Annotated in this window: 14 protein-coding genes; 5 read left to right on the plus strand and 9 right to left on the minus strand. The window is 68.6% G+C overall.

Going from position 1 to position 14,661, the window contains the following annotated elements:
* Positions 1-251: 251 nt before the first annotated feature.
* Positions 252-2,153 carry a sigma-54-dependent Fis family transcriptional regulator gene (locus tag KF707C_RS03610; RefSeq protein WP_004420393.1) on the plus strand — a complete coding sequence of 634 codons (1,902 nt, stop codon included), beginning with the start codon at positions 252-254 and terminating at the stop codon, positions 2,151-2,153.
* Positions 2,154-2,294: 141 nt separating this feature from the next.
* On the opposite strand, the gene phnX is transcribed toward KF707C_RS03610, so the two are convergent.
* From phnX to KF707C_RS03625, 3 genes are all read right to left on the minus strand, one after another.
* The gene (gene phnX / locus KF707C_RS03615) at positions 2,295-3,122 is read right to left on the minus strand and encodes a phosphonoacetaldehyde hydrolase (RefSeq protein WP_004420390.1); all 828 of its coding nucleotides are present in this window, start codon (positions 3,120-3,122) and stop codon (positions 2,295-2,297) included.
* Between the two features lie 25 nt (positions 3,123-3,147).
* Positions 3,148-4,488 carry an MFS transporter gene (locus tag KF707C_RS03620; protein ID WP_004420388.1) on the minus strand — a complete coding sequence of 447 codons (1,341 nt, stop codon included), beginning with the start codon at positions 4,486-4,488 and terminating at the stop codon, positions 3,148-3,150.
* Between the two features lie 280 nt (positions 4,489-4,768).
* On the minus strand, positions 4,769-5,929 hold the full coding sequence (locus KF707C_RS03625; protein ID WP_004420387.1) for a 2-aminoethylphosphonate--pyruvate transaminase: 1,161 nt from the start codon (positions 5,927-5,929) through the stop codon (positions 4,769-4,771).
* Positions 5,930-6,059: 130 nt separating this feature from the next.
* On the opposite strand from KF707C_RS03625, the gene KF707C_RS03630 reads away from it, so the two are divergent.
* On the plus strand, positions 6,060-6,932 hold the full coding sequence (locus KF707C_RS03630) for a LysR substrate-binding domain-containing protein (protein ID WP_004420385.1): 873 nt from the start codon (positions 6,060-6,062) through the stop codon (positions 6,930-6,932).
* On the opposite strand, the gene KF707C_RS03635 is transcribed toward KF707C_RS03630, so the two are convergent.
* The 3 genes from KF707C_RS03635 to KF707C_RS03645 all read right to left on the minus strand — a co-directional run bounded on the left by KF707C_RS03635 (position 6,933) and on the right by KF707C_RS03645 (position 9,838).
* Positions 6,933-7,682 (minus strand): GntR family transcriptional regulator, encoded by a 750-nt coding sequence (locus KF707C_RS03635; RefSeq protein ID WP_100244170.1) that lies wholly within the window; start codon positions 7,680-7,682, stop codon positions 6,933-6,935.
* A 46-nt stretch (positions 7,683-7,728) separates the two neighbouring features.
* Positions 7,729-8,418 (minus strand): FadR/GntR family transcriptional regulator, encoded by a 690-nt coding sequence (locus tag KF707C_RS03640; protein WP_004420381.1) that lies wholly within the window; start codon positions 8,416-8,418, stop codon positions 7,729-7,731.
* Positions 8,419-8,482: 64 nt separating this feature from the next.
* Entirely contained in the window at positions 8,483-9,838 is a 1,356-nt protein-coding gene (locus KF707C_RS03645) for a C4-dicarboxylate transporter DctA (protein WP_231992299.1), read from the minus strand.
* A 267-nt stretch (positions 9,839-10,105) separates the two neighbouring features.
* On the opposite strand from KF707C_RS03645, the gene mpl reads away from it, so the two are divergent.
* The 3 genes from mpl to KF707C_RS03660 are packed head-to-tail and all read left to right on the plus strand — an operon-like array spanning position 10,106 to position 12,369.
* Positions 10,106-11,458 (plus strand): UDP-N-acetylmuramate:L-alanyl-gamma-D-glutamyl-meso-diaminopimelate ligase, encoded by a 1,353-nt coding sequence (gene mpl, locus KF707C_RS03650; RefSeq protein WP_004420379.1) that lies wholly within the window; start codon positions 10,106-10,108, stop codon positions 11,456-11,458.
* Position 11,459: 1 nt separating this feature from the next.
* Positions 11,460-12,089: a flavin prenyltransferase UbiX gene (gene ubiX, locus KF707C_RS03655; RefSeq protein ID WP_004420378.1), complete on the plus strand. Its 630-nt coding sequence runs from the start codon at positions 11,460-11,462 to the stop codon at positions 12,087-12,089.
* Entirely contained in the window at positions 12,082-12,369 is a 288-nt protein-coding gene (locus tag KF707C_RS03660) for a YceK/YidQ family lipoprotein (protein ID WP_004420377.1), read from the plus strand. Before ubiX ends, KF707C_RS03660 begins: the two co-directional genes overlap by 8 nt.
* 86 nt (positions 12,370-12,455) lie before the next feature.
* On the opposite strand, the gene KF707C_RS03665 is transcribed toward KF707C_RS03660, so the two are convergent.
* From KF707C_RS03665 to KF707C_RS03675, 3 genes are all read right to left on the minus strand, one after another.
* Positions 12,456-13,322, minus strand: a complete 867-nt coding sequence (locus KF707C_RS03665; RefSeq protein WP_004420375.1) for an MBL fold metallo-hydrolase — start codon at positions 13,320-13,322, stop codon at positions 12,456-12,458.
* Between the two features lie 67 nt (positions 13,323-13,389).
* Positions 13,390-14,001 carry a class I SAM-dependent methyltransferase gene (locus tag KF707C_RS03670; RefSeq protein WP_004420374.1) on the minus strand — a complete coding sequence of 204 codons (612 nt, stop codon included), beginning with the start codon at positions 13,999-14,001 and terminating at the stop codon, positions 13,390-13,392.
* Between the two features lie 3 nt (positions 14,002-14,004).
* On the minus strand, positions 14,005-14,646 hold the full coding sequence (locus KF707C_RS03675) for an oxidoreductase (RefSeq protein WP_004420373.1): 642 nt from the start codon (positions 14,644-14,646) through the stop codon (positions 14,005-14,007).
* Between the last annotated feature and the right edge of the window lie 15 nt (positions 14,647-14,661).

The following is a 14,661-nucleotide window of genomic DNA, read 5'->3' on the forward strand; positions in this document are numbered from 1 at the left end:
GGCTCGGGCCAGAGTCCTGTAATAGCCGTTCCAGAGCGGTTTGCAAGGTGCGAGAGGAGGGCGTGGCGGTCGCCTTGTATCGGACCCGGCACAGCCTGGAGTGACACTTTGTCCCGTATCTGACACAGCCTGTGACCGATGGGTCGGCAAGCCATTGCAAAGCCATCCAGGCTGGAGGATGCTCGAACCCGCGGGTGCCGTTTCACGGCCAGGGCTGCCTCCCGGAACGCCCGCACAGGAGAACAACAACAATGCAGAATTCTCTCAGCCGTCACGCCCAACAGGTGATGACCCTGGCACAGGGAAAGGCGCAGGCCAGCGGGCCCGCCGCCGACCCATCCATCGCACGCTCCTGGCTGCGTTGCCTGGAGGATTACCACCTGGACCCGGCCCAGCCGCTGGCGCCCACCGTGCTGGAGCACGGCCGCATGCTGGAGCGCCGCGAGGGCCTGCGGCAGGTGCTGGAGGTCGCCAATGGCGAGATGAACAACCTCTACCGCCAGCTATCCGGTTCCGGCCATGCGGTGCTGCTCACCGATGCCCGGGGAATCATCCTCAACTGCGTCACCGCCAGTGCCGAGCGGCCTACCTTCGAGCGGGCCGGTCTCTGGCTCGGCGCCGACTGGAGCGAGGCCCGCGAAGGCACCAACGGCATCGGCACCTGCGTGGTGGAGCGCCAGGCGCTGACCATTCACCAGGACGAGCACTTCCGCAGCCGGCACACCGGGCTGACCTGCTCCGCCAGCCCGGTGTTCGACCCCCAGGGCGAGCTGATGGCGGTGCTGGATGTCTCCTCCGCGCGACACGATGTGTCACGCCAGAGCCAGTTCCACACCATGGCGCTGGTCAACCTCTCGGCGAAGATGATCGAGAGCTGTTATTTCCTGCGTCGCTTCGAGGGTGAATGGCTGCTGCGCTTCCACCTCCAGGCGGAGTACGTCGGCCTGTTCAGCGAGGGGCTGCTGGCCTTCGACGGGGAAGGGCGTATCCGCGCGGTCAACCAGAGCGCCATCAACCTGCTGGGCTATGCCCGCGAGCACCTGCTGGGGCAGTCGGTGGAGGCCCTTTTCGACTGTCACCTCGACGACCTGCTGGGGCGTGCCACGCCCCAGCCCGTCACCACCTGGCCCCTGCGCACCCGCAATGGCCGCGCCCTGTTCGCCGCCCTGCGCGGGCAACCCCGCGTCGCCCCGCAGCCGGTGCCCCAGGCCTCGCCGAAGGTCGCCCGGCCGGGGATCTGCCTGGGCGATCCGGCCTTGCAGAATGATTTCCGCCGCGCCCTGCGTGTCTATGAGCGTGATGTGCCGCTGCTGGTCAGTGGCGAGACCGGCTCCGGCAAGGAGGCCTTCGCCCGCGCCCTGCACCAGGCCAGCTCCCGCGCGGCCAAGCCCTTCGTCGCGCTGAACTGCGCGGCCATCCCGGAAACCCTGATCGAGAGCGAGCTGTTCGGCTACCGGGGCGGCAGCTTCACCGGCGCCCGCAAGGAGGGCATGCGCGGCAAGCTGTTGCAGGCCGATGGCGGCACCCTGTTCCTCGACGAGATCGGTGACATGCCCCTCGCCCTGCAGACGCGCCTGTTGCGGGTGCTGGAGGAGCGCCAGGTGGTGCCCATCGGCGGCGAGCCCCAGGCGGTGGACGTGCGCATCATCAGCGCCACCCACCGGGCCCTGGAGGAGCGGGTGCAGGCCGGGACTTTCCGCGAGGACCTGTTCTACCGCCTCAATGGCCTGGTGCTGGAGCTGCCCCCGCTGCGGGAGCGCAGCGACAAGCCGGAATTGCTGCAGTACCTGCTGGAGGAGGAGGCCCGTGGCCTTCGAATCTGCCTGGCCGAGGACGCCCGGCAGGCGCTGCTGGACTACCCGTGGCCGGGGAACGTGCGGCAACTGCGTAACGTGCTGCGGACCCTGGCGGCGCTCTGCGAGGATGGCCTGATCCGCCTCGCCGACCTGCCCGGCGAGGTGCTGCGTGGCACCACCACTCCGCCGGCCGCCGAGCCGCTCGCCAATCCCCTGGATGACGCCGAGCGCACGGCCCTGCTCAACGCCCTGGACAGCCAGCGCTGGCACATGACCCGCACCGCCGAGCAGCTGGGCATCAGCCGCAACACCCTGTACCGCAAGCTGCGCAAGCACGCGATCGCGACGCGGGGGTAGGGGATTCCGCTAGCTGCCGGCGAGGCCGATCAACTCGAGTCCATACATAGGATGGGTCGCGGCGTCGTCGCCCCAAAAAAAGTCCGGAAAAGCAGAAAGGCCCGGCCCCTTTGCGGGGGGCCGGGCCTTTTCAGTGCCGGATCAGCTGGCCTGGGGCATTTCTCCCCGCGCCAGGCGCTGGTTGATGTCGTCGATCACCGCCGGCAGTTCGGCGATGGTGTCGATCAGGTAGTGCGGGCGGGCGCCTTCGAAGAGCTGGCCGATGCGGGCGCGCTCGGCGTCCAGCTTGTCCTTGGGCAGGGCCTTGTACTGCTCCCAGGTCAGGCCCAGGGCGTTGCCCGAGCAGGTCAGGGCCACGGTCCACATGCCCGCGCTGCGGCCTTCGAGGATGCCCGGCCAGGTGTCGTCCACCTTCACGCAGGCCGCCACGTCGTCGATGCCCAGGGCGATGACGTTGGCCAGGGCCTGGGCCGGATGCGGACGGCCGTTGGGCACTTCGTCGGTGGCCACCACATGGTCCGGCAGGTAGCCGTTGTCACGGGCCAGCGCCACCACCTTGTCCATCACCACCTTCGGGTAGCCGGAGCAGGTGCCGATCTTCAGGCCCTTGTCCCGCAGGCTGGCGATGGCGTCGAGGGCGCCGGGGATCAGCGCGGAGTGGACGCCGATCTTCTCGATCTGCAGCGGCATGAAACGCTCGTAGATGGCGGTGACGTCCTCGTCGGTGGGGAGCCGGCCGAAGGCGGCGCGGTAACGCTCGCCGATGGCGGGGATGTCGCAGAGGGTGCGGATATGGTCCCACTTGCCCATGCCCATGGGGCCCCGGGCTTCTTCCAGGGAGACGGCGACGCCGAACTCGGCGAAGGCCTCGACGAAGATCTGGGTCGGGGCGAAGGAGCCGAAGTCGACCACGGTGCCGGCCCAGTCGAGGATGGCGGCTTTCAGGCGGGTGGGTTGCTGGTAGTTCATGGAGGGTCTCCAGTTCGCGAGGGGGTCAGGTTCGAGCGCTGGCCAGTTCGGCCGGGGCGCAGGGTTCGGTTTGGCTGGGGGCTGCGAGCGTCCTGGGCCGGCTGTTCCAGAAGGGCACCAGCATCAGGCTGGCCAGCAGGGCGGCGGCGGTGAAGACGAGGAACACGGTGACGGTGTCGAAGTAGCCGGGCAGCAGGCCGCCGAGGATGGCGCCCACCGAGCCGCAGCCGTTGACGAAGCCGGCGGCGGAGCCGGCGCCGTCCTGGGTGCCGAAGTCGATGGCGGCCGAGCCGCTGATCATCGAGTCGGGCCCGTAGAGGGTCATGCCCATCATGAACAGCAGGCCCACCACCAGGTACAGGCTGCCGCTCTGCATGGCCGGGACGAACAGCGCCAGGCAGACGGTGAGCACCACCAGGCTGAGCACGCAGGCGGGTATGCGGCGGGCGCCGAACAGCTTGTCGGAGGCGTAGCCGATCAGGATCGGGCCCACCAGGCCGGCCACCTCGAAGGAGGTGGGGACGATGGCCGAGGCCACCTTGCCGATGGAGGGCATGCGTTCGTAGACGATCACCGGGCCCCAGAGCAGGATGGCGTAGCGCGCCGGCTTCAGCAGGAAGTAGGCCAGGCCCAGTACCAGCACGGTGCGGTTCCTGAATACCTTGCGCAGGGCGCTCCAGTGGCTTTCCCGGGGGGCGCCGCCACGCTGCTCGCAGGTCGCGTCCACTTCCACCGGCGGCAGCCCGACATCCTGCGGGCGGTTGCGTTGCAGCAGGAAGAACAGGACGGCCACCACCAGCACCACGACGGCGGAGGAGATGAACGCCATGCGCCAGTCGTGGGACACCTCGTAGGCCCACCAGCCGGCGAAGGGCGTGGCCACCAGGCCGCCGAAGGCGTAGCAGGTGCTCCAGTAGCCCAGCACGCGGCCGCGCTCACGGGTGGCGAAGAAGGACCCGATGTTCTTGCACAGGCCCGACCAGCCGGTGGATTGCGCCAGGCCCTGGACCACCATGCAGGTGGCGAAGATAGGCAGGGTGGCGAAGGTGCCCATGACGAGGGCCATCAGGGCGGAGATCACCAGTCCGCCGAGGACGACGACGCGCGGGCCGAAGCGGTCGGCGACGATGCCCCAGGTGAACTGGCCTACGGCGTAGGCGGCCAGGTAGAGGGCGTCGAGGTTGGCCATGGCGGCCTTGTCGAGCTCGAAGCTCGGATCCTCGCCGATGCCGAGCTTGGCGACGGAGAAGGCCTTGCGGGTGAAATAGAAGGCGGCGTAGGCCAGCCAGGTGATGAGGAAGATCTGGACGCGCCAGCGCTGGAGGGATTTCCAGCCGCTGTGCGGGGCACCTGTTGAGTTGTTCATGGTTCTGACCCCGTGTGGGAATGCCGGACAGTGCAAAGGGGAGGTTGTTGTTGTTTTCAGTACTGCAGGGCTGTCTAAACGCACGGCCTTGGTCAGATGGCAGCGGTCGTGGCGTCAGGCTGGTGGATGAGGTTCGGCGCTAGTCTTGGCTCCTGCCCGGCGTGGCCGAGCGGCTGGTTTACTACGGGAATGTTGCAGAAAGAGGTCACCGCACCACGGCTCCGTACCCGCAACGGGGCCGTCTCAGGACGGTGGGCGACCTTAAGGACCGCCTCTCGACTCAGGCGGTCATGTCCACGCCCATCACCTCGAGGGTGTCGGCGATGGCGCGCAGCAGTTGGCGGACGACGTGCTCGTCGATCTGGCCGATGCAGCCGATGCGGAAGCTCTCGGCCAGGGTCAGCTTGCCGGGGTAGATGATGAAGCTGCGGGCCTTGAGCTCCTCGTAGAAGCGCTTGAACTCGAAGTTCGGGTGCTCGGGGCTGAAGAAGGTGGTGATGATGGGCGACAGCCACTGGTCGTCCAGCAGGGTCCTGAAGCCCAGTTCGCGCATGCCGGCGACCAGCACGTCGCGGTTGCGCGAGTAGCGCGCCAGGCGACCGGCGACGCCGCCCTCGGCCGCGTGCTGCTCCAGCGCCGAGCGGAAGGCCACCACGCTGTGGGTGGGCGGGGTGAAGCGCCACTGGCCGGTGCGCTCCATGTAGGTCCATTGTTCGTAGACATCCAGCGCCAGGGAGTGGGCGCGGCCCTTGGCGGCCTCCAGCACCGAACGTCGGATGATGATGAAGCCGAAGCCCGGGATGCCTTCGATGCATTTGTTGGCCGAGGACACCAGCACGTCGAAGGGCACGTCCTGCACCGTCAGGGGCACCGCGCCGAAGGAGCTCATGGCGTCGACGATCAGGCTCCTGCCGTGGGCCTTCACCACCTCGGCGATCTCCCGCAGCGGATTGAGGATGCCGGAGCTGGTCTCGCAATGGACCAGGAAGACGTTGGTGACGTCCGGGTTGGCGGCGAGCAGGGCGTCCACTTCAACGGGCTGCGGCGGCAGGTAGTCGCCCTTGTCCAGGGTGAGGTAGGCGCGGCCGAGGTAGTCCAGGGTCTTGGCGGCGCGCTGGCCGTAGGCGCCGTTCATCAGGATCAGGCATTTGCCGTCGCGGGGGATGGCGGTGGCCAGGGCCGCTTCCACCGAAAAGCTGCCGCTGCCCTGCAGGGGCACGCAGGCGAAGCTGTCGTCCTGCACGCCGGCCATGGACAGCAGTTCCTGGCGCACTTCGGCGGTCACCAGGTTGAAGGCGCCGTCCCAGGAGCCCCAGTCCCGCAGCATGGCTTCCTTGGTGGCGCGGGAGGTGGTCAGCGGACCGGGGGTCAGCAGGTAGGGTTCGCCCAGGGCCGGGGCGGCCAGGGGCTGGGTGGCGGTGGGGAATTCGGCTTTGGTCATGATCGTCTCCAGCGTTGTTCTGGTGAGGGCGCTTGGTGTGGGAGAGATCAAACCAATTTCGTAGAAATAAAAAAAATCGATTTATAGTATTTCAAAAATAACCTGAGATTATTTATCGAGGAGAGGCGGCATGGCGGTTTCACAGGCCCAGCTCAAGGCGTTCCACGCGGTCGCGGTGCAGGGGAATTTCACCCGCGCGGCCGAGGCGCTGTTCCTCAGCCAGCCGGCGGTTTCCGACCAGGTGCGCAAGCTGGAGGAGCGCTTCGGCATCCTGCTGTTCAACCGCAACAAGCGCTCGGTGCAGCTCACCGAGCTGGGGGAGCGGCTGCTGTCCATCACCCAGCGGCTGTTCGCCGCCGAGGCCGAGGCCGTGGAGTTGCTGTCCACCTCCCGGGCGCTGGAGACCGGCACCCTGACCCTGGCGGTGGATTCGCCGGTGCACCTGCTGGGGCACATCGCGCGGTTCTGCGAGCGTTACCCGGGCATCCGCGTCAGCCTGGTGACGGGCAACAGCGACGAGTGCCTGCGCCGGCTGCAGGAGTACAAGGCGGATTTCGCCCTGCTGGGGCGGGCGGTCGAGGATGACGGGCTGCTCACCCATGTGCTCAGCAGCGACCCGCTGGTGGCCTTCGTCGCCCGCAGCCATCCCTGGGCCGGGCGCGACTCCATCGTCCTGGCCGAGTTGGCCGAGATGCCCATGGTGCTGCGGGAACGGGGCTCCATGACCCGGCAGATCCTCGAGGAGGAGATGCGCCGGGCGGGCCTGGCCCTGAGTCCGGCCATCGAGGTGGAAGGGCGCGAGGCGACCTTCGAGATGGTCGCCGCCGGCCTCGGCGTCGGTTTCGTCTCCGCCGCCGAGGTGGGCGCCAGCGCCAATGTCCAGGTACTGCCCATCCGCGATTGCCAGCAGCGCATGACCGAAACCCTGGTCTGCCTGCGGGAGCAGGGTTCGCGGCGGATCATCGAGACCTTCTTCGAGATGGTGCGGGGGCGACGCGCCTAGCTAGCGGCGCCCCCGGTGGACCGGCAGCCTTCCCTGGAAGGCCGCCCGCAGGTCCTCCGTGGGCGGGGGCATGAAGCGCAGGCGGGCGAACAGGCCGTTCAGGTGCCGGTCCATGAGCAGGCAGGCGCGCTCCCCCTCACCGGCGGCGAGGGCCTCGATCAGGGCCTCGTGCTCCACGCAGGTCCCCTCGTCGTAGGCGCGGCCACGGCTGAGGGATATGGCGAGGGCGGCGCGGCGCAGCAGCTTGGCGAGGAAATTCGGCAGCCAGGGGTTGTCGGCGTGTTCCGCGAGGCGCAGGTGGAAGCGGTTGGCCGCGAGGATCAGCCCGGCGTGGTCGCCCCGGGCCAGGCAGTCCCGCTGGCACCGGACCAGGCCCCGGAGCTCGTCCAGTCGCTCGGCGTCCAGGCGACCGCTGACCAGGCGGATGACCTGTGCCTCGATCAGCAGCCGCGCCTCCAGCAGTTCACGGGCGTGGCGCTCCGTGGGGCGCGCCACGGCGGCCACCTGGTTGGGCGAAAGGTCGACGGCGCCTTCCTCCGCCAGGCGGGTCAGGGCGCGCTGCACGGTCCCGCTGCTGACGCGGAAGATGCGCCCGAGGGTGTCCTTGCTCAGGCGCGTCGCCGGCGCCAGGCGACGTTCCAGTATGGCGCTGTAGAGCGCTTCGTAGACCAGGTGTCCGGGCGCCCTCGCGGGGCCCTGGGGGTTGCCGCCGGCAGGCGAAAGGCGGTGGTGCATGCTCCCGACTTGCATCGCGTGATCTCTCCAGGGGGCCGCGCCCCCTAGCAATGGTCTGGTCTCAGGTTTCCGGCAGGCGCAGGTCCAGGTTAAGGCGCGCCCCTTCATTGAGGATGTGCTGGCGCATGGCCCGGCTGGCCAGTTCGCTGTCGTGGCGCCGGATCGCGCGCAGGATGGTTTCGTGTTCTTCGAGTATCTGCTCGGCGTGTTCCGGGTCGCGCAGGGTCGGCCCCTCGCTCTGTTCGAGGGCGCTGGCGATCTGCTGGGAAACGCTGAGGAAGATCGGGTTGGAGGTGATGGCCACCAGCTTGCGATGGAACGCCGAGTAGGCGCTGGTCATGGCCTGCGGGTTGCCGTCCTCGACCGCCTCGCGCATGTCCAGCACCAGCAGCCGCAACTGGCTCAGGGCGTTGTCGTCCACCGTCTGCGCCACCAGGCCGACGATGAAGGGTTCCAGGGCGTAGCGCAGTTGCAGCACGTCCTCGGCGGTGGCCGCGGTGGACACCGGCAGTTCGTCCAGGGGCTGGGCCTTGCGATCCAGCACCATCACGCCCTTGCCCGGGAGGGAACGCACCACGCCCAGGGTTTCCAGGACGGTGATGGCTTCACGCAGACTGGGCCGGCTGATCTCCAGCTGTTCCGCCAGCTCGCGCTGGCCGGGCAGCATCTGGCCCGCCGCCCAGCGACCCTGTTCGATGGGCTCCAGGAGCTTCTGCACGATCGAGTTGACCCGTTTGGATGACGCGAACATTGAGCCTCCCTAATGGTTGGATTCCGTCGCCGGGATGGCGCCCCGGGGCGGGGCGCCGTCTCTGTCAGGCGTCCGTCTTGCCCGGGCGCGCCAAGGGCGTCCGCAGCTGCATGGGGCCTTCGTCCTGGCCGCCTCCCTCGCCGCCGGCGAGGGTCGACTGGGCGCGGGGAAGGTCCATGTCGTTCTCCCAGCGGGCGATGGCGACGGTGGCGACGCAGTTGCCGGTGAGGTTGGTCAGGGCCCGACCGATGCCCATGAACCAGTCGACCGAGAGTACCAGTACCAGTCCCGCGGCGGGGATGGCCGGCACGGCGGTGAGGGTGGCGGCGAGGATCACCAGGGCCGAGCCGGGAATGCCGTGGGCGCCCTTGGAGGTGACCAGGGACACCAGCAGGATGGTCAGCAGGTCGCCGCCGGAAAGGGGCGTGCCGGTGGCGTGGGCGATGAAGACCACGGCCAGGGTCAGGTAGATGGAGAAGCCGTCGAGGTTGAAGGAGTAGCCGGTGGGGATCACCAGGCCCACGGTGGAGCTGCGGATGCCGAGGCGTTCCAGCTTGCGCATCACCTGGGGCAGCACGGCGTCGGAGGAGGCGGTGCCGAAGACGATCAGCAGTTCCTCGCGGAAATAGCGCAGGAAGGGCAGCAGGGGAATGCCGCACAGGCGCAGTACGCCGCCCAGCACCAGCACGACGAAGAGCGTGCAGGTCAGGTAGAAGACCGCTACCAGGGCGCCCAGGTGACTGAGGGATTCGAGGCCGTAGCGGCTGGTGGTGAAGGCCACCGCGCCGAACACGCCAATGGGCGCCAGGCGCACGATCATGCCCATGATGCGGAAGATCACGTGGCTGACCTCGCCGATCAGCCGCGAGACGCCGGCGGCCTGCTCGCCCACCAGGTTCAGGGCGCTGCCGAAGAGCACGGCGAACAGCAGCACCTGGAGGATGTTGTTCTCGGCGAAGGCGCTGAACACCGAACTGGGGATCAGCCCGAGGATGAAGTCCACCGGCCCGTGCAGGTGGCTGGTGCCGGAGCCCAGGGCCGCCGCATCGCTGCCGGAGAGGCTGGCGAGGTCGATGTTGGCGCCCGAGCCCAGGCCCAGCCCGTAGGCCACCGCCAGGCCGATGACCAGGGCGAGGGTGGTCAGGACTTCGAAGTAGATCACCGACTTCAGGCCGATGCGGCCGACCTTCTTCAGGTCGCCGGCACCGGAGATCCCGTTCACCACCACGCAGAAGACAATGAGGGCGATGAGCATCTTGATCAGTTTGATGAAGCCGTCACCCAGGGGCTTGAGCTGGGAGGACAGTTCGGGGAGCCCGATACCGCAGAGGATGCCGATCACCAGGCCAATCACGACTTGCAGGAATATCGAGCGGGAGCAGAGCTTGAGCAGCATTGCGGGAGTCTCCGTTCGGCGCATTCGCGGCGGCTCGTCGAAGGGAGACGCTGATACCGAATGCTTTTAGTTGTTGTGGTATTACCGGTCAGACCAGTGCAGCCTAGGGCCAATGCCGATGGCTTTGCAAGCGCCATTTGTCACGCTCGCGATAGGCGGGCTGGCGGGCGACCTTTTCCGGGGTGCGAAGGTCCAACGCCTGCCGGCGCGGTCATGGGGTCCGACCGGCCGCTGTGCTAACCTGCGTCAGGTTTTTTCCCGGGCCGGGGCGGCCCGTTCCAGAGGTCATCCATGCATATCCACATCCTCGGCATCTGCGGCACCTTCATGGGTTCGCTGGCGGTGCTGGCCAAGGAACTTGGCCACCGTGTCACCGGCTCCGACGCCAATGTCTACCCGCCCATGAGCACCCAGCTGGAGGCCCAGGGCATCGAGTTGATGCAGGGCTACGATCCCGCCCACCTGGAGCCGGCCCCGGACCTGGTGGTGATCGGCAATGCCCTGTCCCGTGGCAACCCGGCGGTGGAGCAGGTGCTGAACAAGGGGCTGCCCTACGTGTCCGGCCCCCAGTGGCTGGCCGATCACGTGCTGCAGGGGCGCTGGGTGCTGGCGGCGGCCGGCACCCACGGCAAGACCACCACCAGCAGCATGCTGGCCTGGGTGCTGGAGCACGCGGGCATGAGCCCGGGCTTCCTCATCGGTGGCGTGCCGCAGAACTTCGGCGTGTCCGCGCGCCTGGGCGGGACGCCGTTCTTCGTGGTGGAGGCCGACGAGTACGACAGCGCCTTCTTCGACAAGCGCTCCAAGTTCGTCCACTACCGGCCGCGCACCGCGATCCTGAACAACCTGGAATTCGATCACGCGGACATCTTCCCCGACCTCGCCGCCATCGAGCGGCAGTTCCACCACCTGGTGCGGACCATCCCCGGCGAGGGCCTGATCATCCATCCCACCACCGAAAGCGCCCTGGTGCGGGTGCTGGAGATGGGCTGCTGGACCCCCGTGCAGACCACGGGTGAAGGCGGCCAGTGGCAGGCTCGCCTGCTCCGCGAGGATGGCTCGCGCTTCGAGGTGCTGTTCGAGGGCCAGGCCGTCGGCGCCGTGGACTGGGAACTGACGGGCCAGCACAACGTCGCCAATGCCCTCGCCACCCTGGCCGCCGCGCGCCATGTGGGCGTGGTGCCGGAGCTGGGCGTGGCCGCGCTGTCGGCCTTCCGCAGCGTCAAGCGACGCATGGAGAAGGTCGCCGAGGTCAAGGGTGTGACCCTCTACGACGACTTCGCCCACCACCCGACCGCCATCGCCACCACCCTGGACGGCCTGCGCAAGCGCGTGGGCGATGCGCCGGTGATCGCGGTGATCGAACCCCGTTCCAACTCCATGAAGCTGGGCGCCCACCGCGACGGCCTGCCGGATTCGGTGAAACTGGCGGACCAGGTGTTCTGGTACGCCCCGCCGAACCTGGGCTGGGACCTGGCGGCCACCGTCGCCGGCTCCAGCGTGCCGACCCGGGTGTGCGATTCCCTGGAAGCCATCATCGAGGGGGTGAAGGCCATCGCGGCACCCGGCACCCAGGTGGTGATCATGAGCAATGGCGGATTCGGCGGCCTGCACGGCAAGCTGGCCAAGGCGCTGGAGGACTGAAATGAACGGCCCCTCCCGCATCACCCTGGCGATGACCGGCGCCTCTGGCGCCCAGTACGGCCTGCGCCTGCTGGACTGCCTGATCCAGGAAGACCGCGAGGTGCACTTCCTGATTTCCAAGGCGGCGCAACTGGTGGTAGCCACCGAAACCGACGTGACCCTGCCGGCCAAGCCCCAGGCCATGCAGGCCTTCCTCAGCGAATACACCGGCGCGGCGCCGGGCCAGATCCGCTGCTACGGCAAGGAGGACTGGATGGCCCCGGTGGCCTCCGGCTCCGGCGCGCCCACGGCGATGGTGGTGGTGCCCTGTTCCACGGGGACGCTCTCGGCCATCGCCACCGGGGCCTGCAACAACCTGATCGAGCGCGCCGCCGACGTGACCCTGAAGGAGCGTCGCCAACTGATCCTGGTACCGCGGGAGGCGCCCTATTCCAGCATCCACCTGGAGAACATGCTCAAACTCTCCAACCTGGGGGCGGTGATAGTGCCGGCGTCGCCGGGCTTCTATCACCAGCCCCAGACCATCGACGACCTGGTGGATTTCGTCGTGGCACGGATCCTCAACCTGCTGGACATTCCCCAGGACATGCTGCCGCGCTGGGGCGAACACCATCAGGGCTGCGATGAATAGGGGCGGGCTCGCGCTCCTGCTGACGCTGGCCCTGACGGGGTGCGCCAGCGTCACCACCCTCAACGCCGCCAAGCCGGGCGCGCCGATCATCTACTCCGGCACACGGCTGGATTGGTACGCGCTCAACGGCGGCTGCTGCCCGGTGGACCGCTTCGGTGTCGAGCCGCCGGCCCATCCCGCCATCGACCTGCCGGCCAGCGCGTTGCTGGATACCCTGTTGCTGCCCTTCTCGGTGGCGGCGGAGCTGGGCGTGGGGCTGGGGGTTACCGGCGGTTACTGAGGTCGGGAGCGGGTTGGAAGGCCCCGATCGGACCCCGTCGGGGGCTGGTGCGACGCTGAGTCCGCTCCTGCAGAAAACCCCGGGATTCAGCGCGCCAGGTCGCGGACACCGGCCAGGCTTTCGGCCAGGCCGTATCGGCCCTTGGCATCGCGCACCACGCGGCCCATGGCGATATCCGGGTCGTGGGTGAACACCAGGCGGCCGTTGCGGGCCAGGAGGTCCGCCAGCAAGGTTTCCTTTTCCTCGATCAGCCCTTCCGGAAAGCGGTCGTAGCCCATGGTGATGGGCAGGTGGACCCAGGGCGATCCGGGGATCAGGTCGCCGCTGAACACCACCGGTCCGTCGGGCATGTCCACTTCCGGCAGCAACTGGCCCGGCGTGTGGCCGTCGCTCCAGTGGAAGCGCCAGCCGGCGCCGAGGCTCGCGCTCCGGTCGCCTTCATCCAGCAGTTCCAGGCGACCGCTGGCGTCCAGCAATTCCAGCATCTCGGGGATGTAGGAGGCGCGGTCGCGGGCGTGGGGCGCGCAGGCGCGCTGCCATTGTCGGCGACCGGTGACGAAGCGCGCCTTGGGGAACAGCAGGCGCGGCGGCTGGCCTTCTTCCCAGGGGGCGAGCAGGCCGCCGGCGTGATCGAAGTGCAGATGGGTGAGCAGCACCACATCGATATCGGCGTGGTCGAGGCCGACCCGCGCCAGGCTGTCCAGCAGCACATGGTGGCTTTCCTGGACGCCGTAGCGCTGCTTCAGCTCGGGAGAGAAGAAGGCGCCGATGCCGGTCTCCACCAGGACGTTGCGCTCGCCGTCGCGCACCAGCAGGGCGCGGCAGCCGAGGTCGATGCGGTGCAGTTCGTCCGGGGCCATCCAGCGCTCCCAGAGGGCGCGGGGGGCGTTGCCGAACATGGCGCCGCCGTCGAGTTTCTGGCTGTTGCCGAGCAGGGTGGTGAGGGTGCGCATGCCGGTTCTCTTTGTGCTGTCGCTGCGTGCGAGGTCGGCAAGGCTAACCCGGAGGCGGGGGCGGCGGTCAATCCGCCCAGCCGCGATAGACGAAGGTCATGGGGCGCGGGCCTGGCAGGTAGCCGCTGTGCAGTTCGCGGATGTGGAAGCCGCCGGCCTCGATCAGTCGCGGTATGTCGCGATCCAGGTGGCAGCCGCCCGCCAGGGGCTTCCACCAGGGGGTGAGGCGCCGCTGCCAGCGCACCACGGGCAGTTCCGGCGCCAGGCCGTGCTCGGCGAAATGCAGGCGCCCTCCGGGCTTGAGCACCCGGCGCATTTCCCGCAAGGCGGCCAGGGCATCGGGGATGCTGCAGAGGGTGAAGGTGCAGACGATGCTGTCGAAGCGGCCATCCTCGGCGCGGATCTCACCCAGCTCCAGGGCGATGGTCTCTACCGGTATCCCGATGGTCTCGGCGCGGCGGCGGGCCAGCGCCTGCATCTGCGCGGCGGGATCGACGCCGGTGATCCGGCTGACCCGGGCCGGGTCGTAGAAGGCGAGGTTGAGGCCGGTGCCGATACCGATCTCCAGGACCTCGCCCTCGGCCTCGGGCACGACCAGGGAGCGGGTCTTCATGACCTGGCCCATGCCGCAGGCGAAGTCGATCAGGTACGGCAGGACGCGTCGGTCGTAGAAGCCCATGGGTCAGCGACCCAGGCGGCGCAGGTCGTCGGACTCGATGATGCGGGTGCCGTCCTCTTCCTCCAGCGCCAGGCGCCAGAGCGCCCGGGCCAGGCGGCAGGCCTCGATGCCGCGGTACTTGCCGGGCACCCAGCGCATGAAGGGTTCGGCCAGGCGCTCGCCCAGGCGGAACTCGCTGCGCGGCCCCATCAGCAGCGAGGGGCGGGCGATGGTCAGTTGCGGCCAGTCCATGGCCTTCAGCGCCGTTTCCATCTCGCCCTTGACCTTGTTGTAGAAGATCGAGGACGCGGGGTTGGCGCCCAGGGCGCTGATCACGATGAAGTGCCGGGCGCCCAGCTCGCGTGCGCGGCGGGCGAAGGCCAGTACCAGTTCCAGGTCCACGGCGCGGAAGGCTTCCTGGGAGCCGGCCTGGCGGAGGGTACTGCCCAGGCAGCAGAAGGCCACGTCCACGGGACCTTCCAGTTGCGGAAGAAGGGATTCCAGGGCGCCGACGGGATTCACCAGGTGCGGGTGTTCGGCCAGGGGGCGGCGAGTCGGCGCCAGGACCCTGGCCACCGTAGGCTCGTTGAGCAGCCGGTCGAGCAGGTGCTCACCGGTCAGACCCGTGGCGCCGGCGAGCAGGATGTGCTTGGGCGTCAGATGCATAGTGTCTCTCCGCTG

It is taken from the genome of Pseudomonas furukawaii, from assembly GCF_002355475.1.
Lineage (GTDB): Bacteria > Pseudomonadota > Gammaproteobacteria > Pseudomonadales > Pseudomonadaceae > Metapseudomonas > Metapseudomonas furukawaii.

Excerpts from the sequence above, each read along its gene's own strand:
- KF707C_RS03610 (WP_004420393.1), top strand. The coding sequence starts at position 252 with ATGCAGAATTCTCTCAGCCGTCACGCCCAACAGGTGATGACCCTGGCA.
- phnX (WP_004420390.1), bottom strand. The coding sequence starts at position 3,122 with ATGAACTACCAGCAACCCACCCGCCTGAAAGCCGCCATCCTCGACTGG.
- KF707C_RS03620 (WP_004420388.1), bottom strand. The coding sequence starts at position 4,488 with ATGAACAACTCAACAGGTGCCCCGCACAGCGGCTGGAAATCCCTCCAG.
- KF707C_RS03625 (WP_004420387.1), bottom strand. The coding sequence starts at position 5,929 with ATGACCAAAGCCGAATTCCCCACCGCCACCCAGCCCCTGGCCGCCCCG.
- KF707C_RS03630 (WP_004420385.1), top strand. The coding sequence starts at position 6,060 with ATGGCGGTTTCACAGGCCCAGCTCAAGGCGTTCCACGCGGTCGCGGTG.
- KF707C_RS03635 (WP_100244170.1), bottom strand. The coding sequence starts at position 7,682 with ATGCAAGTCGGGAGCATGCACCACCGCCTTTCGCCTGCCGGCGGCAAC.
- KF707C_RS03640 (WP_004420381.1), bottom strand. The coding sequence starts at position 8,418 with ATGTTCGCGTCATCCAAACGGGTCAACTCGATCGTGCAGAAGCTCCTG.
- KF707C_RS03645 (WP_231992299.1), bottom strand. The coding sequence starts at position 9,838 with ATGCGCCGAACGGAGACTCCCGCAATGCTGCTCAAGCTCTGCTCCCGC.
- mpl (WP_004420379.1), top strand. The coding sequence starts at position 10,106 with ATGCATATCCACATCCTCGGCATCTGCGGCACCTTCATGGGTTCGCTG.
- ubiX (WP_004420378.1), top strand. The coding sequence starts at position 11,460 with ATGAACGGCCCCTCCCGCATCACCCTGGCGATGACCGGCGCCTCTGGC.
- KF707C_RS03660 (WP_004420377.1), top strand. The coding sequence starts at position 12,082 with ATGAATAGGGGCGGGCTCGCGCTCCTGCTGACGCTGGCCCTGACGGGG.
- KF707C_RS03665 (WP_004420375.1), bottom strand. The coding sequence starts at position 13,322 with ATGCGCACCCTCACCACCCTGCTCGGCAACAGCCAGAAACTCGACGGC.
- KF707C_RS03670 (WP_004420374.1), bottom strand. The coding sequence starts at position 14,001 with ATGGGCTTCTACGACCGACGCGTCCTGCCGTACCTGATCGACTTCGCC.
- KF707C_RS03675 (WP_004420373.1), bottom strand. The coding sequence starts at position 14,646 with ATGCATCTGACGCCCAAGCACATCCTGCTCGCCGGCGCCACGGGTCTG.